Annotated in this window: 21 protein-coding genes; 1 reads left to right on the plus strand and 20 read right to left on the minus strand. The window is 48.7% G+C overall.

Annotation, left to right across the window (positions count from 1 at the left end; translation table 11 throughout):
* Positions 1-22 precede the first annotated feature (22 nt).
* From BN3656_RS12670 to BN3656_RS12720, 11 genes are all read right to left on the minus strand, one after another.
* Positions 23-1,624: an MBL fold metallo-hydrolase gene (locus tag BN3656_RS12670; protein ID WP_347461118.1), complete on the minus strand. Its 1,602-nt coding sequence runs from the start codon at positions 1,622-1,624 to the stop codon at positions 23-25.
* 105 nt (positions 1,625-1,729) lie between these two features.
* Entirely contained in the window at positions 1,730-3,211 is a 1,482-nt protein-coding gene (spoIVA, locus tag BN3656_RS12675) for a stage IV sporulation protein A (protein ID WP_066548820.1), read from the minus strand.
* Positions 3,212-3,264: 53 nt separating this feature from the next.
* A complete protein-coding gene (locus tag BN3656_RS12680) occupies positions 3,265-3,975 on the minus strand; it encodes an ABC transporter ATP-binding protein (protein WP_066548825.1) in 711 nt (236 codons plus the stop codon).
* Between the two features lie 14 nt (positions 3,976-3,989).
* Positions 3,990-4,748 (minus strand): ABC transporter ATP-binding protein, encoded by a 759-nt coding sequence (locus BN3656_RS12685; RefSeq protein WP_066548831.1) that lies wholly within the window; start codon positions 4,746-4,748, stop codon positions 3,990-3,992.
* A complete protein-coding gene (locus BN3656_RS12690; protein ID WP_066548834.1) occupies positions 4,748-5,809 on the minus strand; it encodes a branched-chain amino acid ABC transporter permease in 1,062 nt (353 codons plus the stop codon). The genes BN3656_RS12685 and BN3656_RS12690 overlap by 1 nt, the downstream gene beginning before the upstream one ends.
* Before the next feature lie 10 nt (positions 5,810-5,819).
* Positions 5,820-6,701, minus strand: a complete 882-nt coding sequence (locus tag BN3656_RS12695; protein ID WP_066548837.1) for a branched-chain amino acid ABC transporter permease — start codon at positions 6,699-6,701, stop codon at positions 5,820-5,822.
* A gap of 83 nt (positions 6,702-6,784) precedes the next feature.
* Positions 6,785-7,993, minus strand: a complete 1,209-nt coding sequence (locus BN3656_RS12700) for an ABC transporter substrate-binding protein (protein WP_066548839.1) — start codon at positions 7,991-7,993, stop codon at positions 6,785-6,787.
* 165 nt (positions 7,994-8,158) lie between these two features.
* Positions 8,159-9,169, minus strand: a complete 1,011-nt coding sequence (locus BN3656_RS12705; RefSeq protein WP_066548841.1) for an NAD(P)H-dependent glycerol-3-phosphate dehydrogenase — start codon at positions 9,167-9,169, stop codon at positions 8,159-8,161.
* A 32-nt stretch (positions 9,170-9,201) separates the two neighbouring features.
* Positions 9,202-9,834 (minus strand): glycerol-3-phosphate 1-O-acyltransferase PlsY, encoded by a 633-nt coding sequence (plsY, locus tag BN3656_RS12710; RefSeq protein ID WP_066548842.1) that lies wholly within the window; start codon positions 9,832-9,834, stop codon positions 9,202-9,204.
* A gap of 18 nt (positions 9,835-9,852) precedes the next feature.
* Positions 9,853-11,181 carry a ribosome biogenesis GTPase Der gene (gene der, locus BN3656_RS12715; protein WP_066548845.1) on the minus strand — a complete coding sequence of 443 codons (1,329 nt, stop codon included), beginning with the start codon at positions 11,179-11,181 and terminating at the stop codon, positions 9,853-9,855.
* Positions 11,182-11,196: 15 nt separating this feature from the next.
* The gene (locus BN3656_RS12720; protein ID WP_081422954.1) at positions 11,197-12,612 is read right to left on the minus strand and encodes a DUF512 domain-containing protein; all 1,416 of its coding nucleotides are present in this window, start codon (positions 12,610-12,612) and stop codon (positions 11,197-11,199) included.
* Between the two features lie 234 nt (positions 12,613-12,846).
* Between BN3656_RS12720 and BN3656_RS12725 the strand changes: the two genes are divergently transcribed.
* Positions 12,847-14,031: a ribose-phosphate pyrophosphokinase gene (locus BN3656_RS12725; RefSeq protein WP_066548847.1), complete on the plus strand. Its 1,185-nt coding sequence runs from the start codon at positions 12,847-12,849 to the stop codon at positions 14,029-14,031.
* 68 nt (positions 14,032-14,099) lie between these two features.
* On the opposite strand, the gene pgeF is transcribed toward BN3656_RS12725, so the two are convergent.
* The 9 genes from pgeF to mutS all read right to left on the minus strand — a co-directional run bounded on the left by pgeF (position 14,100) and on the right by mutS (position 22,994).
* A complete protein-coding gene (gene pgeF / locus BN3656_RS12730) occupies positions 14,100-14,951 on the minus strand; it encodes a peptidoglycan editing factor PgeF (RefSeq protein WP_066550848.1) in 852 nt (283 codons plus the stop codon).
* A gap of 35 nt (positions 14,952-14,986) precedes the next feature.
* Positions 14,987-15,328, minus strand: a complete 342-nt coding sequence (locus BN3656_RS12735; protein ID WP_066548851.1) for a YraN family protein — start codon at positions 15,326-15,328, stop codon at positions 14,987-14,989.
* Positions 15,325-15,981 carry a ribonuclease HII gene (locus BN3656_RS12740; protein ID WP_066548854.1) on the minus strand — a complete coding sequence of 219 codons (657 nt, stop codon included), beginning with the start codon at positions 15,979-15,981 and terminating at the stop codon, positions 15,325-15,327. Before BN3656_RS12740 ends, BN3656_RS12735 begins: the two co-directional genes overlap by 4 nt.
* Complete coding sequence (gene ylqF, locus BN3656_RS12745) at positions 15,982-16,899, minus strand: ribosome biogenesis GTPase YlqF (protein WP_066548856.1); 918 nt, start codon at positions 16,897-16,899, stop codon at positions 15,982-15,984.
* Between the two features lie 43 nt (positions 16,900-16,942).
* Entirely contained in the window at positions 16,943-17,497 is a 555-nt protein-coding gene (lepB, locus tag BN3656_RS12750; protein ID WP_066548859.1) for a signal peptidase I, read from the minus strand.
* A gap of 79 nt (positions 17,498-17,576) precedes the next feature.
* Positions 17,577-17,924: a 50S ribosomal protein L19 gene (rplS, locus tag BN3656_RS12755; protein ID WP_066548861.1), complete on the minus strand. Its 348-nt coding sequence runs from the start codon at positions 17,922-17,924 to the stop codon at positions 17,577-17,579.
* Positions 17,925-18,038: 114 nt separating this feature from the next.
* A complete protein-coding gene (locus BN3656_RS12760; protein ID WP_066548863.1) occupies positions 18,039-19,322 on the minus strand; it encodes a hemolysin family protein in 1,284 nt (427 codons plus the stop codon).
* 102 nt (positions 19,323-19,424) lie between these two features.
* Positions 19,425-20,348 carry a tRNA (guanosine(37)-N1)-methyltransferase TrmD gene (trmD, locus tag BN3656_RS12765; RefSeq protein ID WP_066548864.1) on the minus strand — a complete coding sequence of 308 codons (924 nt, stop codon included), beginning with the start codon at positions 20,346-20,348 and terminating at the stop codon, positions 19,425-19,427.
* A gap of 6 nt (positions 20,349-20,354) precedes the next feature.
* Positions 20,355-22,994: a DNA mismatch repair protein MutS gene (gene mutS, locus BN3656_RS12770; protein ID WP_066550849.1), complete on the minus strand. Its 2,640-nt coding sequence runs from the start codon at positions 22,992-22,994 to the stop codon at positions 20,355-20,357.
* Positions 22,995-23,017: the final 23 nt, after the last annotated feature.

The following is a 23,017-nucleotide window of genomic DNA, read 5'->3' on the forward strand; positions in this document are numbered from 1 at the left end:
TTCATTGATAGGAAGCGGCACTTTACCGGTCCCACTTCTCGCACAGAGCCAGAATCTGCTCTGTAAACCGGGCCAGATCCCGGTTGGCACCGCCCTGGTTATGGCTGATCACATCCAAAAGCCGGCTGCCTGCGTCTACCAGTCTGGTATAAACGCCTGTGGCCTTGCGTCTGGCCTCTGTCTCCTTCTCAACCAGAACCGGCTCTGTCTGGCAGATCCAGCAGTTCTTTATAAGGTCAAACTGGGAACCGGAGTACGGGGCATCCGCCGTCAGCCTGAGCTGGTTTTGAAGAGCCTCTGTAAAGGCGGTGCAGGATTCCTCATTTCCATGTACTACAAATACATGGGAGGGATGTTTTTCAAAGGCTGAGATCCAGGCAAGGAGACCGTCTCTGTCTGCATGGCCGCTGATGCCGTCTATGGTTTCAATGTGAGCCCGCACGTCAATTTCCTCTCCGAAAATCTTTACCGCCGGCGCGCCATCCTGAAGAACCCTTCCTAAGGTCCCCTCGGCCTGATAGCCGGCAAATACGATCGAACACTCCGGGCGCCACAGGTTATGCTTTAAATGATGGCGGATACGGCCTGCATCGCACATACCGGCTGCGGAAATAATAACCTTGGGCGTCATGTCAAAATTGATGTTTTTGGATTCATCACTGGTAACTGAAAGCTTCAGCCCTTTAAAATCAATGGGGTTGATCCCCCGCTCTACCAGTGCCTTTGTCTCATCATCATAGCAGCCCAGAAGGTTTTCCGTAAATACCTGTGTTGCCTCCACAGCCAGGGGACTGTCCACATACACCAGAAATCCATCGTGGCCGTGAACCAGATTATGTTCCTTGATATGGCGGATCATATAAAGAAGCTCCTGGGTACGGCCTACGGCAAAGGCGGGAATCACCACATTCCCTGAACGGTCCAGCGTTTCCTGGATGATCCTTGTCAGGCTCTCTACATAGGTAGTGGTCTTTTTGTGGTATCTGTTTCCATAGGTGGATTCCATCACCACATAATCTGCCTCTGAAATATACTGAGGGTCACGGATCAGCGGTTTGCTTTTATTTCCGATATCGCCGGAAAATACGATCTTTCGCTCCTCATCCCCCTCTTTGGCCCAGATTTCAATGGAAGCAGAGCCAAGCAGATGGCCCACATCGGTAAACTGGAGGGTCAGATTGTCATTCAGCTTAAACACCTGACCATATGCTACGCCCTCAAAATGGCTCAGTACGCCCTCGGCATCCTCTACCGTATAAAGAGCCTCTACCTCGCCGCGTCCGGCTCTTTTAGCCTTCCTGTTTTTCCATTCTGCCTCCATCTCCTGGATGTGGGCACTGTCGCGAAGCATGATCTGGCATAAATCCATCGTGGCATAGGTGGTAATGACCCGGCCCTTAAAGCCTCTGGCATAAATCCACGGCAGCAGGCCTGCGTGGTCAATATGGGCGTGTGTGAGAAAAACGTAATCAATCTCACTGTAGCTTACAGGCAGCTCTGCATTGACGTATGGATTATTCCCCTGCTCCATGCCGCAGTCGATCAGCACCTTACTGCCTCCTGCCTCAAGAAAATGACAGCTTCCCGTTACTTCATGATCTGCTCCGATAAAGGTTAGTTTCATATGCATTCTCCCCTCTGAAGGTGGTTGAATAAAAAGTATAATAGTCTGTCAACTTGTAGGTATTATACCATATTCACAGTATGATTTGCAATATTTATAAAAATTTTATATAATAATACAAATCATACCCCCATTACTATCATTGATGATCTTCTGCAGCGTATCCTGAAGCTTCATCTGGCAGTCCTCTGTCATCTGGGAGATCTTGGCCTGGATTCCATCCTCTACGATCTGTTCAATGGACTTCCCGAAAATATTGGCATCCCATACGCCCTCCTCGCTTTCTCCCGCATTGGATTTAATATAGGCGATGAGGTCTCTGGCCTGCTGTTCACTTCCCACGATTGGGGCAATTTCCGTCTCAATATGAGCCTTGATCAGGTTAATGGACGGAGCCTGCGCCTTCATTTTTACCCCGTATTTGTTTCCGTGGCGGATCACCTGTGGTTCGTCTAAGAGGATTTCCTCCCGCTCTGGCATCATGACGCCATACCCCTTGATCCGTGCCTGAGCCAGCGCATTTTTGACCTTTTCATACTCCTTCTGCATCCGGGCCAGACCGCTTAAGGTCTGCATCAGTTCATATTCTCCCCCAATAGGAAGACCCACATAATCGCTTAAGATCTGATAGTAATAGCTGTCGTCCATTTCCACTGCAAGATCCACGCTTCCATCTGCCATTTCCATTTTCCGCACGGAAAGAGACTTAATGGCTCCCGATTCATCCTTCATCTCCCGTATTCTTAAAGCCACATCCTTCATGTGCTCCACCTTCTGTAAAATCTCTTTTGCCGTCTGGATCACCCGAGCCTTCAGCCAGTGGGATGCAGGAAGGATCTCCAGCCATTTTGGAATGTGAAAATCCATCTCCGTAACCGGAAATTCCTTTAAAACGCACTCTAAAATATGAAAAATGTCCTCTTTTTTCAGCTGCTCACAGTTGACCGGAAGCACAGACACCCCATACGTCTCCTCCAGTTCCTTTGCCAGCCGGGCAGTTTCTTCCGAATAGGGCTTTACGGAATTTAAAAGAATGACAAACGGCTTTCCCAGTTTTTTAAGCTCCTCTACGGTCTGGCGCTCTGCCGCTATGTATCCCGGACGTTTCAGATCCCCTATAGTGCCGTCTGTCGTCACCACAATGCCGATGGTAGAATGATCTCCGATCACCTTCCTGGTTCCAAGCTCTGCAGCCTGGGTGAAGGGGATCTCGTGGTCAAACCAGGGCGTCTTTACCAGCCGCTCCTCCTCATTCTCCACATGACCCGCGGCCCCCTCTACCATAAAGCCCACACAGTCAATCAGGCGCACTCTGGCTTCAATCCCGTCGTCCAGGGAAATTTTTGCCGCCTCCTTTGGGATAAATTTGGGTTCCGTTGTCATAATGGTTTTTCCCGCAGCGCTCTGGGGCAGTTCATCCCGGCTGATGGCGCGCAGATGTTCGTCCTCCATGGCCGGAAGAACCAGAAGCTCCATGAAGCGTTTGATAAAGGTGGATTTCCCCGTCCTCACCGGCCCCACCACTCCAATATAGATTTCTCCCCCGGTTCTGGCTTCAATATCTCTGTATACATTAAAATTGTCCATAAAAATACCCCCTTGCACGTTTTTATAATATATGCACAGGGGGTTCACTTGTATTACTCGCTTAAGTATGCCTTCTTTACCTGATCGTTGTTCATCAGTTCCTTTGCATCTCCGGAAAGAGCAATAGTACCTGTTTCCAGAACATAGGCCTTGTCTGCAATAGAAAGGGCCTTTTTTGCATTCTGCTCTACCAGGAGAACGGTCGTTCCATCCTCATTGATCTTCTGGATGATATCAAAAATCTCATTTACATAAATTGGAGAAAGTCCCATAGACGGCTCGTCCAAAACGATCAGCCTGGGGTGGCTCATAAGAGCGCGGCCCATGGCAAGCATCTGCTGCTCGCCGCCGGAAAGAGTGCCTGCCAGCTGGTTTTTCCGCTCCTCCAGACGGGGAAAGCGCTTATAGATCATCTTTAGCGTTTCTTCCATCTCATTTTTATCCTTGCGGGTGTAAGCGCCCATTTTCAGATTCTGAAGCACTGTCAGGGTAGCAAATACGCGCCGTCCCTCAGGCACATGGGCGATTCCCATGCTTACCAGCTTATAACCGGGTACACGGGTAATATCCGTTCCTTCATAGACGATCTTTCCTGCCTTGGCGCTTAAAAGGCCTGTAACGGTGTGCAGTGTTGTGGTCTTTCCCGCACCATTTGCGCCGATCAAAGCCACGATCTCTCCCTGGTCTACATCAAAGGAGATTCCCTTTAACGCCTGGATCACACCGTAATACACCTCCAGGTCTCTGACTTCAAGCATAGCCATAATATCCTCTCCTCCTATTCACCAAGATATGCTTTTACAACTTCCGGATCATGGAGCACCTGGCTGGTGGAGCCTTCTCTTAATACCTGTCCGAAGTTTAAGACAGTAAGCTTCTCGCAGATACCGCTTACCAGCTTCATATCGTGCTCAATGAGCAGAATCGTCATATCAAAATTGTCTCTGACAAAACGGATGGTATCCATAAGCTCTGCCGTCTCGTTGGGATTCATGCCTGCCGCAGGCTCGTCTAAAAGGAGCAGCTTGGGATCTGTAGCCAAAGCTCTGGCAATTTCCAGCTTTCGCTGCTTTCCATAGGGAAGATTGGAGGCCTTAAAATCACACTCTCCTGCCAGCCCGAATACTTCTAATAGGCTCATGGCTTTTTCATCCATTTCCTTTTCCGTCTTATGGTATCTTGGAAGCCGGAAAATCCCCTCTAGTGTAGAGTACCTGTGATGATTGTGAAGACCCGTCTTTACATTGTCAAGCACAGACATATCCGTAAATAAGCGGATGTTCTGGAATGTTCTTGCAATACCCTCCTGATTGATCTGGATGGTGCTTTTTCCTGTGATATTTTTGCCGTCCAGCACAATACTTCCCGCATTTGGCTTATAAACGCCTGTAAGAAGGTTAAACACGGTAGTCTTTCCCGCTCCGTTCGGTCCGATCAGACCGTAAAGCTGCCCTTTTTCAATATCGATATGGAACCCGTCAACGGCCTTAAGACCGCCAAAGGAAATGCTTAAATTTTTTACTTCCAGCAGTGCCATTATGCCGCCTCCTTCTCTTTCTTTCTGAAATTCTGAGCAATCCGCTCTCTGAGCACTACAAACTGGGGTGCAGAATTAAAGAGCATGGCAAGGATCAAAACAACTGCATAGATCAGCATACGATAATTGCTCAGTCCTCTCAGAAGCTCCGGAAGCATATACAGAACAACGGCGGCGATGACAGAACCGCGGATATTTCCGATCCCGCCCAAAACCACATATACAAGGATCATGATGGACATATTATAACCAAAGTTCTTCGGCAGAGCCGTTAAGGTAGTCAGGTTATGGGCATAGAGAACGCCTGCTACGCCTGCCAGAGCCGCAGATACGGAAAATGCCAGCAGCTTATACTTTGTAATATTGATTCCTACAGACTCAGCCGCAATCCGATTGTCACGGATCGCCATGATCGCCCGTCCGGTCCGGGAATTGATGATATTCAAAACAATAAACAACGTAATCAGCACCAGAACCACGCCAATGGTAAAGGTGGCTGCCTGAGGAGTGCCTGTGATCCCCTGAGCACCCTTGATCAGCACCTCTCCGTCCGGTGCCAGCCCCAGAGAAAGGGAGTCCTTTAAAGAAAAATGGAAACCGGCGCTGTCTCTGCCGAGATAAATGGCATTTACAAGGTTTTTAATGATCTCTCCAAAGGCAAGCGTTACAATCGCCAGATAATCACCCTTTAAACGCAGTACCGGAATACCGATAAGGATCCCAAAAACTGCCGCCGCCGCTGCTCCTATGAAAATTGCGATCACCAGGGAAAGTGTGGGATCAATGGAGCCCTTCATGCACTTGGAAAAAAGAGCACCCGCAAAAGCGCCCACACACATAAAGCCTGCATGGCCAAGGCTCAGCTCTCCTAAAATGCCTACGGTCAGATTCAGGGACACAGCCATAATGACATAAATGCAGAAAGGCACCAAAAGTCCCTTGACGAGGCTGGAAATATGCCCTCCGCTTATCATAAACTGCATGATCAGCCAGGCAGCGATCACCATACAGTAGGTGATCATGTTATTGATAAATATTTTTTTCTTTGCTGTGCTTTTCATACCGGTACACCTACACTTTCTCTCTGATCTGTTTTCCAAGAATACCTGTGGGCTTCACAAGCAGTACAACGATCAGAACAGAGAACACAATGGCATCTGATAACTGGGAAGAAATATATGCCTTTGACAAAATTTCGATCACTCCCAGAAGGATTCCTCCGATAAATGCTCCCGGTATGGAGCCAATCCCTCCAAATACGGCAGCCACGAAAGCTTTGATGCCTGGCATAGAACCGGTGTATGGCGTTAAAGACGGATAAGCAGAGCACAAAAGCACACCTGCGATGGCTGCAAGAGCAGAACCAATGGCAAAGGTAAGGGCAATGGTACCGTTCACATTGATACCCATAAGGGTAGCAGCACCCTTATCCTCTGATACAGCCAGCATAGCCTGTCCTGCCTTGGAGCGGTTTATAAATATCACAAGCCCCGCCATGATAATAATACACGTTATAATCGTAACAATTGTTTCTCCTGTAACCGTCAGCTGTCCGTCTGCCAGACGCAGAGCCGGAAGAGTTACAACAGACTGAAAGGATTTGGTATCGGCTCCAAAGATCAAAAGAGCCAGGTTCTGAAGCAGATAGCTGACGCCGATGGCTGTGATCAGTACTGCCAGCGGGGAAGCTGCACGAAGAGGCTTATATGCCACTCTCTCGATCACAACGCCCAGAACCGTGCACACCACTACTGCTAAAAGCACACCTGCCAAGGGAGGAAGCCCCATGGAACCGGTTGCCACGAATACCACATAGCTTCCGATCATTATAACATCGCCGTGAGCAAAATTCAGCATCTTGGCGATTCCATATACCATGGTATATCCAAGGGCTATGATTGCGTATACGCTGCCCAGGCTGACGCCGTTGATCAAATAGTTAACAAAGCTCATTCTATAACACCTCTTCTATGGTTTACTACAGATAAGAGGGCTGTCTTGCGACACCCCTCTTTCGGGTCTTTCGTTATGAAAATTTATTCCATGGCCGCATATGCGCCGTCTACGATCTTCACAGCCTTAGGTGCCTTGTGCGGCTCGCCGTCCTCTGTCCAGGTCATTCCGGTGCCAGTAAGACCATCCAGCTTGATATTCAGCATGGATGCCTTCATCGCCTCGCACAGATCGCTGACAGACATATCCGGTGTTGCCTTTGCATCCTCAATGGCTGCCTTTACAGCATAAACTGCATCGTAAGCGTCTGCTGCAAACTGGATCGGTGTCTCTTTGTAAGCATCTTCATATGCCTTTACAAACTTTACTGTGAGGTCATCCTTTGCATCAGCTGCAAATGGAGTTAAAAGCATCAGCCCTTCTGCCAGACTGGTATCAAAGCCCTCTACCTGAAGGATACCGTCCATACCATCTACCCCAAAGAACTGGGGCGCAAAGCCCATGGTATTGGCCTGCTGAAGGATCAGAGAAGCCTCTGTGTAATAGATCGGAAGGAATACCATCTCAGCGCCGGCATCCTTTGCCTTCTGAAGCTGCGTGGAGAAATCCTTGTTGCTGTCGGCTGTGAATGCCTCTGCTGCTACGATCTCAATCCCCTGGGCCGGAGCTTCCTGAGCAAACTTCTCATATACCCCGCTGGAATATACGTCCGAGCTGTCATAGATTACCGCAATCTTAGATGCAAGCTTATGCTCTCCAATATAAGTAGCAGAAGCCGCACCCTGATCCGGGTCAGAGTAGCAGATACGGAATACGTTCGGATTCGCTGCACATTCAACAACGGAACCGGATGGCGTGATCTGGAACATATTATCAGCCGCTGTTTTATCCGCTACTGCAAGACATGGGGCTGATGTGGTGGTTCCTACCAGCACCTGCATTCCCCAGTCCTTTAAGGTATTATACGCATTTACACTTTTTTCTGCATCATGTTCATCATCCTGGAACTGGAACTCGATCGGATAGCCATTGATACCGCCTGCTGCATTGATCTCATTTACAGCCAGCTCTGTACCGTGCTGTACAGCCATTCCATATACAGCCGCGCCGCCTGTAACAGGGCCGATCCCGCCGATCTTAAATACCTTCGCCGCTTCACTTCCGCCCTCAGATTTTGCTTCTGCTGAAGCGGAACTTCCCTCAGCTTTTGTCCCGGCTGCCGAACCTCCGCAGGCAGTTAATGAAACTGCCATTGCTGCCGCAAGTCCTGCGCATAAAAGTCTTTTTTTCATAATATCCTCCTCCTGCAGTGCCAGACACTGTCCCTGCCCTCTTTAAAGCTGGAACACTGCTCACTGCATATTATAATGCTCTGCTGTATTAAAGCTTTCTTAAGATTATAAGAATTTCCCTCTGCATTGTCAACCGTTTTCCCTGATTCCTGCTATAACGAAAAGTTATTCCTTCCATTCCAGCAGAGCATTTTCTGCCCGCCGATCCCTGAGCATCAGATCATACAGCGCATCCTTTGCAGGCTTTCCGTCAAAAAGAACCTCATTTACCTGCTCCACGATCGGCATAGACACCTGATATTTCTTAGAAAGAGCCCTGGCCGCTCTGGCAGAGTATACACCCTCTACTACCATTTTTACTTCTTTCATGGCTTCATCCATCGTATATCCCTTACCGATCAGGATACCTGCTCTGCGGTTTCGGCTGTGCATACTGGCGCAGGTAACGATCAGATCTCCGATTCCAGTCAGGCCGGAAAAGGTCTCCGGGCTTCCTCCCATGGCAGTACCAAGCCTGGTGATCTCGGCAATGCCTCTGGTGATCAATGCAGCCTTTGTGTTATCACCGCAGCCTAAGCCGTCCGCAATCCCCGCAGCAAGGGCGATTACATTTTTAAGCGCGCCTCCCAGCTCAATTCCCAGCATATCCGGACTGGTATACACCCGGAATACAGGGCTCATAAACAGGTTCTGCACCAGCTCCGCATCCTGTCTTCTGTGCGCTCCTGCCACGCAGGTAGTAGGGAGTCCCCTGCTTACCTCCTCTGCATGGCTGGGCCCGGAAAGAACCGTAACCCTGGCAGCCGGAAGCTCTTCCTCAATGATCTCAGACAGATTTTTAAGAGTCGTATCCTCAATCCCCTTGGCTACATTGGTAATGACCTGCCCTTCCTTTAAAAAGGGAGCCATCCTGTGCGCCGTTTCCCTCACATAAACCGATGGAACCGAAAGAACTAGAAGCTCCTTATCCTTCATAGCCTGCTCAAGATCTCCTGTCACACGGATCTTCTCCGGGATCGGCGTATCCCCCAGATTGGGATGGCGTCTTGTGGCTGTAAGCGCTTCTACCTCCGCAGGAACCGCAGACCACAGCTCCACCTCATGGCCGTTTCCCGTAAGGAGAACCGCTAAAGCAGTTCCCCAGGTTCCTGAACCGATCACACCAATCTTAGACATATCGTACCCCTCCTGTTACTGTATTTATGTATTTACTGCTTTTTGGCTCCCACTTTATTTTCCGTGCCCTTTAAAAGACGGCCGATATTCGCCCGGTGGCGCCAGAAGGCCATGACCGTGATCACGGCTGTCACAGCTGTAAACTCCAGTCTTCCCGGTATCAGGCCATAGGCTCCGCGGAGATTCTGGACTGCGTCCCAGACAAGAAGGATCACAGATACCACTAAAGAACCTAACGATACATAGCGTGTCACTGCCACAAGCAGAATAAAGCAGGATAGGCAGATCACAGTCAGTCTCCAGTCAATGGAGAAAATAATTCCCGCTGTGGCTGCAATTCCCTTTCCTCCCTTAAATCCCAGATAAAAAGGGAAATTATGTCCCAGAATCACTCCAAGGCCCGTATAGAGCATATACACATACATAAGCTCCGGCTGATCCTTAAACAGCAGCCGCGTGATAAAGCAGGGGATCACGGTTTTTAAGAAATCTCCCATAAAAACCGTAAGACCTGCTTTTTTTCCCATTACACGCAGGGCATTGGTACTGCCGGAGTTGCCGCTTCCGTAACTGCGTATATCAATGCCGTGAAGTTTTCCATAAATATATCCGGTCTGAAAGAGGCCGCACAGATAACCGGCGGCCAGACAAATGATGCGTTCCATTTCTCATATCCCCTTGTATTACTGATCTTTTTCCTTCCGTTCCCGGATGATGAATTTTAAGGAGGTACCCTTAAATCCAAAAGCGTTTCGGATCTGATTCTCCAGATATCTCGTATAGGAGAAATGCATCAGTTCCTTATCGTTTACAAACACCACAAAGGTCGGCGGCTTTACAGATACCTGGGTCATGTAGTAAATCTTTAAGCGCTTGCCCTTATCGGAAGGCGGCTGCTGCATGGCTACTGCCTCTGTCATGATCTCATTAAGAACACCGGTCGCTACACGGAGATTCTGGTTCTGGCGCACCATATCGATCATGTCAAACAGCTTTGGAAGACGCTGTCCGGTGGCAGCCGAAATAAAGATAAATTCCGCATAGGGCATGAATGCCAGAGTTTCCCGGATTTTATTTGTATACTGGTAAATGGTCTTGTCATTCTTCTCAATGGCATCCCATTTATTTACAGCCACAATAATTCCCTTGCCTCTGTCATGTGCAATTCCGGCGATCTTTGCATCCTGCTCCGTAACGCCTTCCTTGGCATCAATGACCACAACCACAATGTCCGCCCGCTCCACTGCGGTTACCGTACGGATAATACTGTAGCGCTCCAGTTCTTCTTTGATTTTATTTTTGCGGCGGAGTCCCGCTGTGTCGATAAATACATAGGGCGTACCGTTGTGGACAATCTCTGTATCCACTGCATCTCTGGTAGTTCCGGCAATATCAGATACAATGACCCTGTTTTCTCCTAAAAGCTTATTGATAATGGAAGATTTTCCCACATTAGGCTTTCCGACCACCGCAATTCTCGGACGGTCATCCTCCTCTTCCTCTGAGGCAGTTCCGTCAAAATGTTTTACCACCTCATCCAACAGATCACCGATCCCCAGACGGGATGCCGCAGAAACAGGAACAGGATCGCCGATTCCCAGATTGTAAAACTCATATACGTCATTTCCAAATTTTGCCATGCTGTCCACTTTATTTACAGCCAGCACAACCGGTTTTCTGGATTTGCGGAGCATATCTGCCACCTTGGAATCCGCATCTACCAGTCCCTGACGCACATCTACGATAAACACGATCACATCTGCGGTGGAAATGGCGATCTCCGCCTGCTCCCGCATCTGGGATAAAATGATATCGCTGGTATCCGGTTCAATACCGCCTGTATCAATTAAAGTGAAATTCATATCCAGCCAGGAACAGTCCGCATAAATACGGTCTCTGGTAACGCCTGGGGTATCCTTTACAATGGAGATGGTATCTCCTGCAATTACATTAAACAGCGTAGATTTTCCCACATTGGGTCTTCCTACGATGGCTACCACTGGTTTGCTCATTTATCTTTATTCCTCCTACTTATATGACTCGTCCGACAGCTCATCAAGCTCATAGCCCTCATAGCCGTAGTCTGCTCCAAGGCCTGCTTCATCCTCCGTTTGTTCTGCTTCCAGCTCTGGATAAAGAACCGCCTTTACAAAATCGCGCCCGCTTGATTTTACTATACGCACCTTTACTTGTAAAGCCTTTTCTGCGTCCTCGGCCGTGAGATCATCCAAAAAAACGGTCTCGCCGCTGCGGAACATATTTACCGGAAGAAGAAGGTATTCTCCCAGCTCTTTGCCCTTTAGCTGGGCGATCACATCCTGCCCGGTGAGAAGGCCGGATACAGTGATGGATTCTCCAAAAAAATCATTTCTTATGGGATAAATATGAATGGTGCGGCCGGGGAATTTTTCATTGATCCATCCGGCATATTTCTTTATATAAGGATAGGGAAGGCGGCCGGTTGCTATGGAAACGGTACGGTTTTGACCGTCATCAGAGTACCCTTTTAACGCCTCCTCTACTTCTGAGGCCAGAAGCCTCAGCATTCCCACTCCGTTTTCCAGCTGGATATAACCGTCATATCGCTCCTCCTCCGGAAGGGGGCGCTCTGCCAGAATATACCACTCGTCGCTGGCGTGGATAAAGTGGATCCCATGCTCCGTATACAGCTTTTTCTGCCACATTTCGATCAGATCGATGACCTGGCAGGCGTCCTCCTTTGTAAACGGTTCTAAGGGGTACAGACCGTCTCTGTACTTGGAAAGCCCCACCGGCACCACAGATACGCTCTGCATACAGGGAATATACTTTGTAAGATCCTCAATGGAGCGCTTTAACTCCTCCCCGTCATTGACACCCTTGCACAAAACAATCTGTCCGTTCATGGGCGTACCTGCCTCATAAAGGCGGTCGATCAGTTTCAGGGATTGTCCTGCAAAACGGTTGTGCAGCATCTTGCAGCGAAGCTCCGGATTGGTGGTCTGGACGGAAATATTGATCGGAGCCAGTTTAAAGCGGATGATCCGCTCGATATCTTTTTCCTTCAGATTCGTAAGGGTCACATAATTTCCCTGGAGAAAGGACAGTCTGGTATCATCATCCTTAAAATACAGTGTTTCCCGCATTCCCGGAGGCATCTGGTCAATAAAGCAGAAAATGCACTTGTTGCTGCAGGATCGGTACTCGCTCATAAGTCCGTTTTCAAACGTAAGTCCCAGATCCTCATAATCGTTTTCAATGTCAAGCTCCCACTCTTCTCCGTCAGCCTTTCTCACCGTCATAAGCATGGACGGACTGTTTACATAGTATTCATAATCGAATATATCCTCTATGGGATTTCCGTTGATCGTAAGGACACAGTCTCCCGGCTCCAGCTCCAGTTCTTCGCCAATGGAACCCGGATCTACCTTTGAAATAAGATGTCCCTTCAGTTTTTTTTCCATATTATTTTAACCTCAATCTGTCTGTATTCTGATGTTCTTTTTCTATCATAACAATTTTACCTATGTTTGTAAATGGCAACTTCCCAATGTATTTTTCAGTAAAATCTCTGTAAAGCCTTGACCGGAATGGCGGGAAATGGTATATATCATATGTATGCCCTCAGACAGGGACGGCCTGTCCGCCTTGTTTTCTGAGGAAAACCGTCACTACAATGGACAAAGGAGTAAGCTTTCATGGCTAACAATTTCGTATTTAATGATTCCCTCCCCGTTGCACCTTTAAAGCTGGCTGCCCTGGAAAGCTGCCGGGACTTCGCCTCCAAGGTCAACGATCACATTGTGCAGTTCCGCCGCAACGATATTGAGGAACTGACCCGCCGCAAGGCAGACCTGCGCTACCGCGGATATGATGTGGATTCCTATCTGTTGGACTGCCACTGCCCGCGCTTTGGCACTGGCGAGGCAAAAGGCGTGATCAATGAATCTGTACGCGGCAACGATGTATTTGTAATGGTTGATGTAATGAACTACAGCATCCCCTACACTGTATGCGGCTACACCAACCACATGTCCCCGGATGACCATTATCAGGATTTAAAGCGTATTATCGGCGCCTGCTCCTCTACAGCTCACCGGATCAATGTAATTATGCCTTTCCTCTATGAAAGCCGCCAGCACAAGCGCAGCAAGCGCGAGTCCTTAGACTGTGCTATGGCACTGGAGGAGCTGGTTGCAATGGGCGTAGAAAACATCATTACCTTTGATGCTCACGACCCCAGAGTGCAGAATGCCATCCCCCTTTACGGCTTTGACAACTTCCTGCCTACGTATCAGTTTGTAAAAACACTGTTCTCCCACGATACTACCACAAAGATCGACAAGGAGCATCTGATGGTGATCAGCCCGGATGAAGGCGCCATGAACCGCGCGGTATATCTGGCAAACAACCTGGGCGTAGATATGGGTATGTTCTACAAGCGCCGCGACTATTCCAAGGTTGTAAACGGACGCAACCCCATCGTAGCCCATGAGTTCTTAGGTTCCTCCGTAGAAGGCAAGACCGTTCTGATCATTGACGATATGATCTCCTCCGGTGAAAGTATGCTGGATACCTGTAAAGAATTAAAGGAGAGAAAGGCTGCCAAGGCGATCGTATGCTGTACCTTCGGCCTGTTCACCAATGGACTTGAGAAGTTCGACGAGTATTTTGAGAAGGGTTATCTGGATTATGTGATCACAACCAACTTAAATTACCGTCCAAAGGAGCTCTTTGACCGCAAGTGGTATCTGGAGGCAGATATGAGCAAATACACCGCTGCTATTATCAACTCCTTAAACCATGACCGTTCCATCGGAGCAACCCTTTCTCCTACAGAGAAGATCCAGAAGCTTGTAAGAAAAAGACAGCAGATCATCTAATGATATCATGAAACCCCGTCCGGGCCGCCATCAAGGGCCGTCCGAAGACGGGGTTTTTCATTGCCGTATCATTTCAGGCATAAAAATGCTGCCAGAGTTCCTCTTTTAGCCCCAGCCTTCCGGTGGGAAAAAAGCACCTCATGGTTGCACATGGTACAGATATTGGCCGTGTGGATCTGCTCTTTTTTTAGTCCAGCTTCCAGAAAAAGGATTTCATTTGCCGTCCACAAATCCAGCTGATATTTGCCCGGAGCCTTTCCTTCTGTGAAAAGGGAAGAATGCCATCTGGGAGCAAAGGCTTCTTTAAATTCCTCCACCACCTCTTCTCCCACTTCAAAGCAGTCCTTACAGATGCTGGGGCCGATGCAGACCACCAGATCCTCAGGCCGTGTTCCGAAGGCCTCCTTCATGGCCTTTATAGTTTCCTGCCCCATGGCCTTTACCGTCCCCCGCCAGCCGGAATGGCTTAAGCCGATGGCCCTATGGGTCCGATCCACAAAATACAGCGGCACACAGTCCGCATAAAAGGTCACAAGGGTCTGGCCGGGTACATCTGTGATCATCCCGTCTACATCCCTGTAATCTCTGGGAATGATCACCCCTTTTCCCTCATCTGCCTTGGTCATACGCCGGACATTGACTGTATGGGTCTGCCAGGATACGGTCATCCGGTCTCTGTCTACCCCAAGAGCCGTGGCCATTCTGGTAAAATTTTCCAATACATCCTTCGGATCGTCCCCTCTGGTATAAGAAAAGTTCATAGATGCGCAGTCCCCTTTGCTTACGCCTCCAAGCCTGGTGGAAAAACCGTTGATCACAAGGCCGGTTTTTTCAAGAACATCAAAGGAAAGATACGGCACTCCTCCCTTTTCTCTTGTCGTAAGAACCTTCGCACTGTTTTTATACTTCCACTGAATCATAGAGCATTCTCCCCTGTATCTTTTAATCAATTCTTTTAAAAAGCATCCTGTATCCACTGAATTGATTCTCCCATAATACCTACTGCGTCAAAGCGGCAGGGTGTATCCTGAGAAATGCGGCGGATATACATATAATAAGCGGCCGTATGGCGGATTTTTTTCTGTTTGCGTCCATCAATGGCCTCCAGGGGAGAGCCGCAGCCCGGACCGGATCTGTATTTTACTTCTGTAAATACAAGGCAGGCGCCGTCCATCAGGATCAGGTCAATCTCCCCTTTGCGGCAGCGGAAATTCTTTTCCAGAAGCCGCAGCCCTTTACTTTGAAGAAAGGCAGCCGCTGCATCTTCATAACGGCTGCCTGTTTCTCTTTTATTCATTCTGCTTCCTCTGCAACAAAGTTTTTAATAAAGCTTCTTCTGTGGATCGGACAGGGCCCAAGCTCCTTTAAAGCCTGAATATGGGCCGCCGTGCCGTAACCCTTGTGCTTTGCAAAGCCGTAACCGGGATAGATTTCATCATATTCTGCCATCATGTGATCCCTTGTAACCTTTGCCAGAATACTGGCGGCAGCGATGGATACGCTCTTTGCATCTCCCTTTATAATAGATACCTGCGGGATCTCTACCTTTGGAATCTGGACCGCGTCATTGAGCAGAATCTCCGGTACCGCAGAAAGCCCCCGGATTGCTTCCCTCATGGCCTCATAGGTGGCCTGCAGAATATTGATTTCATCAATCCGGGCCGGAGAAGCAGTCCCTACGCACCAGGATACAGCCTTTTCCTTAATCTCAAGAAAAAGCTCTTCCCGCCTCTTTTCTGACAGCTTTTTAGAATCATTCAGATAGAGGATCTGACAGTCCTTTGGCAGAATCACTGCCCCTGCCGTAACCGGCCCTGCAAGGGGCCCCCTGCCGGCCTCATCAATCCCGCAGATCAACGTATAATCTTCATATCCTTTTTCATAGGCTTTCATCGCCTCCAGTCTGGCAAGCTCCTTTTCCAGACGTTCTCCCTTTAATTCACGCGCCATTTATTTCACCCTGTCTGTGTAATCCTGTGCCTGCTCCAGACTGAGCTTTCCAAGCTTTCCGGAACGGAACTCATCTAAAAGAAGGGCAGAGGCTCTGGCAAGATCCAGCTCTCCTCCCTTCATCAGGCACGCACGGTTTTTCGCAATCCGCTCCAGCATCCGGCTTGCCTTCAGATTCTGCTCCTCTTTTGACAGTTCCTTCCAGGCACTGTTGTCTTCCGTTTCTCCCTCAGCAGCATCCCCGTAGCGCTCTGTGAGCACGCCGGGATAAATCTGCTCCAAAAGCCCGATCAACTCCCAGGCCAGCTCTTCCCGGTTTAAAATCTGGTCGTTAATGGAGCCGATCAGAGCCAGATGCAGACCTACGGTCTGATCCTCAAATCTGGGCCACAAAATACCCGGAGTATCTAAAAGCTCCAGCGTTTTATTCAGACGGATCCACTGGTTTCCCTTTGTGACACCGGGCTTATTTCCCGTTTTGGCACAGGCCTTTCCGGCAAAGGAATTGATAAAGGTGGACTTTCCAACATTGGGGATTCCCACTACCATCGTACGGATGGGACGGTTTAAAATCCCTCTTCTGCGGTCTCTTTCAATCTTTTCCTTACAAGCCTCCTGGATCACAGCCTGAACCTGCTTTAAGCTTCCTTTATTTCTGGCGTCAATCTTTGCCACATGGATGCCCCGTGATTCAAACAGAGCGGCCCAGGCTGCATTTTTCGCCTCGTCTGCCAGATCTGCCTTATTTAACAGAACCATCCGCGCCTTCCCGGCTGCCAGCTCGTCAATATCTGGATTTCGACTGGAAAAGGGCACTCTTGCGTCCACCAGCTCGATCACCAGATCAATGAGCTTCATATCCTCTTTCATTGCCCGTCTGGCCTTTGTCATATGGCCCGGGTACCACTGTATATTCATCGCTTATAACTCCTCGTTCTTCTCATTTTTACTGCCCGGTTTTTCACTGTCCTCCGGGGATAAAATCAAGCTTTAACAGGGGAAGAAAACGCAGCCATACCCGGCCGAGGATCTGACTTTCCTTCACATTTCCCACATTGGAAAAACGACTGTCCTCACTGCTGTCCCTGTTGTCTCCCAGCAGAAAGTATTCATCCTCCGACAGAAGGACCGGACTTTCTGCACGTCCGGCTAAAGAAACAAGATCCAGTCCCTCAGGGGCTTTTAAGGGGCTTCCATCAATATAAACAAGGCCATTTTTAATCTGTACCGTTTCTCCGGGAAGCCCAATGACCCTTTTTACATTTTTCCTTCCATCTTCCCGTTTAAACACTACGATGTCAAAACGCCTGGGACGTCTCACCACATAAGTGATCCGGTCCGTAAGCACCACGTCGCCCCCGTCTAAAACTGGCTGCATGGAATTGCCTGAGATTTCCACCTGGCCCCCATAACCATAGACTAAAAACCAGGCGCAGGCTAAAACTACTACAATATTCACCACCCAGCTGACTGCCCTGCGAAGCCAGGCGGTATCTTCATTGATATAAAAATCCAAGTCTGCCCCCGATTCTGTTTTCAATCCGCAGCTACTAAAATGGGGACAATTTTCATTGTCCCCGTTTTGTCTGTCTTACTTATTTAACTAACTCTTTTACCTTAGCAGCCTTACCTACTCTGTCTCTTAAGTAGTTCAGTTTTGCTCTTCTTACTTTACCCTTGCGGACAACCTCAACGTTATCTACGCTTGGGGAATGTAATGGCCATGTCTTCTCTACGCCGATGCCGTTGGAGTTCTTTCTAACGGTGAAGGTCTCTCTTGCTCCGCCGTTCTGTCTCTTGATCACAACGCCCTCAAAGATCTGGATTCTCTCGCGGTTACCCTCTTTGATCTTGTTGTATACCTTTACGGTATCACCTACGTGGAAGCTGGGTACGCTTTCCTTTAACTGTGCTGCTTCGATATTCTTGATAATTTCGTTCATTGTGTGAACCTCCTTCATTTATTGGATGTTCTTAATACTCTATGCGGTAAAACGTGTTCACTGCAATTCAGTAGCAGAGGACCATCTATTCTTTGTCACAACGGAATCAGTTTATCACAGATCCGCTTCATTTGCAACCGTTTTTTTTACATAAATATGAACCTTGTCAATCCGGTTTTTATTGACTTTTTCCACTACCAGACGGACTTCTTCTGTGTCCACCTCTTCTCCTTCTGCCGGAAGATGCTCCAGACGGTCGATCATAAAACCGCCCAGTGAATCAAAATCTTCTGATACAAGCTCCAGGCCAAGCCGGTCATTGATATCGTCCAGGTTCATGGAACCGTCTGCCAGATATTCTCCTTTGGAAATCTCCTTAAGCTCGTCTTCCTCATCTGCATCAAATTCATCCCTGATATCGCCTACGATCTCCTCCAGGATATCCTCCAGCGTGATCAGGCCTGCGGTTGCACCATACTCATCCAGAACGATCACGATATTATTTGATGTCTTTCGCATCTCGATCATGAGTTCGGAGAGTTTCTTTGACTCAAAGGTAAACAGGGGCTGGCGCAGGTAGTCGCGGACGGAAAAAGCGGCTCTGTCCTCCAAAAGGATCAGATCCTTCATGTTGATAATGCCGATGACATTGTCGGTGTTGTCCTCATAGACAGGAAGGCGGGTATAATGATCCCTGCGGAAAATTTCCATCAGTTCCTCATAGGACGCCTCCACATCTACAAAGCTCATGTCGATCCTGGGAACCATGATATCTCTGGCAACAGAATCTCCCAGATCGAACACATTGTTGATCATCTCTTTTTCTTCTGATTCGATCACACCCTTTTCGTGACCTACCTCTACGATCGTTCTCAGCTCATCTTCCGTAATACTGTCTGTCGGCTTGTTGGGATCCACGCCCAAAAGACGCAGAACCCCGCCGGAGAGCAGATTTACAACAAAAATAACCGGTGTCAGTATGGTCATGAGAAGGCAGATTACTCTCGCAAAGCGAAGGGCGTTTTTTTCTGCCTCCAGAGTAGCTATGGTTTTTGGCGTAATCTCTCCAAAAAGCAGCACTAAAAGAGTCAACACTCCGGTAGCCGCTCCTACGGCCTGGCTTCCGAATACATCCGTTACCAGCACGGTAAGCATGGAGGACGCAGAAAGATTAACCACATTGTTTCCGATCAAAATGGCTCCCAGCATTTTGCTCTGATCCCTTCTGGCCTTTAAAACCCAGGCTGCCGCCTTATCTCCGTTGTCTGCAAGATTTCGTATACGGATCAGATTCACCGTTGTAAGGGCGGTTTCCGAAGAAGAGAAAAACGCCGAAAGCACCAGACAGACCACTACTAACACCAAACGTATGACGACCGTATCACCTGATAGATCCAAAATTCATCAACTCCTATTTCTTTTGTTTATTTTTTATTTTTACACAGGTTTCAAGAAATTTTACACTAGAAGCCCTTCCCTTGTCAATAAGCGTTAAAATTTTTACATACTTTCCTTTAAAGCCATGACCTTAAAATAGCCCTTTAATTCCTCTGCCGTGCACTGTTTTTCATTTAAAAGCTTCTTTACCAGAGCCATCTGGCGGCGCACCTGTTTTCCGGCGCTCTCTCCGCATTCCGGATCCACAAGCTTTTCAATGTATGTTTCCAGTTCCTTTAAAATGCTCTCCTGTCCCAGTTCAGACTTAAGGCTGTCCAAAAACTTCTGCTCCTTTAAAGTCAGACTGGCTTCTGCCAGAAGATCCGGACGGCGCTCAAGGGTGCGGCGGATGGATTGCTCCCGTCTCCAGGCTTCAATATTTTTATGATGGCCTGTGAGGAGAACCTCCGGCACCGGACGGCCTTCAAAGACCTCCGGGCGGGTATACTGGGGATACTCTAAAAGATTGTCATAAAAGGACTCTATTTCTGCAGAATCTCCGTTCCCCAGCACCCCTGGCACCAGTCGGGAAATGCAGTCGATCATCACCATTGCAGGAAGCTCCCCTCCGGTAAGGACAAAATCCCCAAGGGAAAGGTACTCTGCACCGATAGCCTCCAGAGCCCGCTCATCAATGCCCTCATAGTGGCCGCAGAGGAATACAAGCTCTTCCTCCTTAGACAGCTCCTCCGCAATCTTCTGGTTAAACCGCTGGCCCTGAGGGGTCATATAGATTACTCTGGGACGGCGGTTTAAGCGGCGGCACAGATCCTCATAGGCATCGCACACCGGACCGGGCTGCATTACCATGCCTGCTCCGCCGCCATAAGGCGCGTCATCCACATGGCGGTGCTTGTCCCTTGAATAGGTCCGAATGTCCACCGCCTCTGCCTGAATGGCCCCGCTTTCCATGGCCCGTCCTGTGATGCTGGTGCCAAGACCATCCATAACCATGTCAGGAAACAGGGTAAGAATATGAAAATTCATGTATATTTACTCCTTCCATCGGTTTTTCAGCTTTGTCTGAAGCCGGTACAGGGTATTTAAGGCATCAAGCGGCGTCATAGTAGAAAGTTCCAGGCCGTCCAGCTCCTTAATAATATCATCATCCTTTACCGTATCAAAGAAGGTAAGCTGCTGCAGATCCACCTCATCCGGCTTTGGAACTGCCCTGTGCTGGGTCACATTGGCATTCGCCTGAGCGATTTCCTTTGCACGGGCCGTAATATCATTTTCACTGAGCTCTCCGGCGATCTCCCTGGCGCGGCTGATCACAGAATCCGGAACCCCGGCCAGCTTTGCCACCTGGATTCCGTAGCTCTTATCTGCGCCGCCCCGGACAATCTTCCTTAAAAATACAATATCGTCTCCCTGCTCCTTTACTGCAATACAGTAATTTTTCACGCCTGCAATGGTACCCTCTAATTCCGTCAGCTCATGGTAATGGGTAGCAAAAAGCGTCTTTGCTCCCAAAAGCTTTGTGCTGCTGATGTGCTCGATCACGGCCCATGCGATCGAAAGGCCGTCAAAGGTGCTGGTGCCGCGGCCGATCTCATCCAGCACCAGAAGGCTGTTCCTTGTGGCGTTTCTAAGGATATTTGCCACCTCGGTCATCTCCACCATAAAGGTACTCTGTCCGCTTGCTAGATCATCCGAAGCGCCCACACGGGTAAAAATACGGTCGCAGATACCGATATCCGCCTCCTGAGCCGGTACAAAGCTTCCTAACTGTGCCATTAGCACGATCAGAGCCACCTGGCGCATATAGGTAGATTTTCCCGCCATGTTGGGACCGGTAATTACGGAAAGACGGTTCTTTCCATTGTCTAAAAAGGTATCATTTGCCACAAAAAGATCATCCCGCATCATCTGCTCCACTACCGGATGGCGGCCGTTCTTGATGTGGATCACGCCCTTTTCATTGATAGAGGGCTTGACGTAATTGCGGCGGGTCGCCACAGAGGACAGGGAACAGAACACGTCGATTCCCGCAATGGCTCTGGCCGTCTGCTGGATCCGTACTACCTGAGAGGAAATGGAATCCCTTACCTCACAGAACAGATCGTATTCCAGGGCTGTCAGCTTTTCCTCCGCCCCCATGATCACATCCTCAAGCTGCTTTAACTCATCTGTGGTAAAGCGCTCTGCATTCGTAAGGGTCTGTTTGCGCACAAAGTAGTCCGGCACCATATCTTTAAATGAATTTGTCACTTCAAAATAGTAGCCGAACACCTTATTGTACTTGACCTTCAGGGTTTTGATGCCCGTCTTTTCCTTTTCACGTGCTTCTAGCTCAGCTAACCAGGTCTTTCCCTCGGTTTTAGCATTGCGCAGCCGGTCGGCTTCCTCATGGAAGCCTTCCTTAATGATACCGCCTTCTCTCACAGTAATGGGCGGATCATCTACAATGGAACGGTGGATCAGATCCCAAATATCTTCCAAAGGATCCAGCTCGCTCTCAAGCTCCTTTAAAAGCCCAGTCTGAAACTCTCCAAGAAGGCGTTTGATATGGGGCAGCATTTCCAGAGAGGTCTTAAAGGCAATGAGGTCTCTGGGACTGGCTGTCTTATAGCTGATCCGTCCGATCAGGCGCTCCAGGTCATAAATGGGATTTAAATACTCTCCCAGCTCCTCCCTGGAAATATAATTCATATTCAGCTCTTCCACCGCATCCTGCCGCCGGATGATCTCATCTTTGTGGATCAGCGGCTGCTCGATATAGCTTCGCAGCAGCCTGGCGCCCATGGCTGTCTTTGTCCGGTCAAGAACCCACAAAAGAGTGCCCCTCTTCTGTTTTTCCCGCATGGTTTCCACAAGCTCCAGATTCCTTCTGGTAGAGGTGTCGATCACCATATACTGGCCGGTGCGGTAGGGTGTGAGGGAGGTAATATGCTCTAAGGTGCTCTTCTGAGTCTCATACATATATTCCATCACCGCTCCTGCTGCAATGATCCCCGTAGCATAGTCCTCTAATCCCAGCCCGCTTAATGAATTTACCTTAAAATGCTCCTTTAATACTTTTTTACAGGATTCATCCCCAAAGAAATGGCTGTCCAGAGCGGATATGATGACCTGATACCGGTTTTTCAGTTCATCCAGGTCTACCCCAGACATATAAAATGCATTGTTGCAGATGATCTCAGAGGGAGAAAATTTATTGATCTCATCAAACAGCTCCCGGTCAGAATCCACTTCTGTAACCAAAAATTCTCCCGTACTGATATCTGCGGTGGAAATACCGTAGCGGCCGTCCACATAGACAATTCCCATCAGGTAATTATTTTTCGTCTCATCCAGAGCCTGAGCGCTGGTAATGGTGCCCGGCGTTACCACCCGGATAACCTCTCTCTTTACAAGCCCTTTTGCCTGTTTTGGGTCTTCCATCTGCTCTGCAATGGCTACCTTAAAACCCTTTTGAACCAGACGGTACAGATAGGAATCCACTGCATGATAGGGAACTCCGCACATGGGGGCGCGTTCCTTAAGGCCACATTCCTTTCCGGTCAGCGTAATCTCCAATGCTTTGGAAGCTGCCAGGGCATCATCGAAAAACATTTCGTAAAAATCGCCCAGACGGTAAAACAGGATACAGTCCGGATATTCTTTTTTTGTCTCCATGTAATGCTGCATCATGGGAGACAGCTGTGAAATATCAA

The organism is Clostridium sp. AT4 (assembly GCF_001517625.2).
In the GTDB taxonomy this organism is placed as follows: Bacteria; Bacillota; Clostridia; order Lachnospirales; family Lachnospiraceae; genus Enterocloster.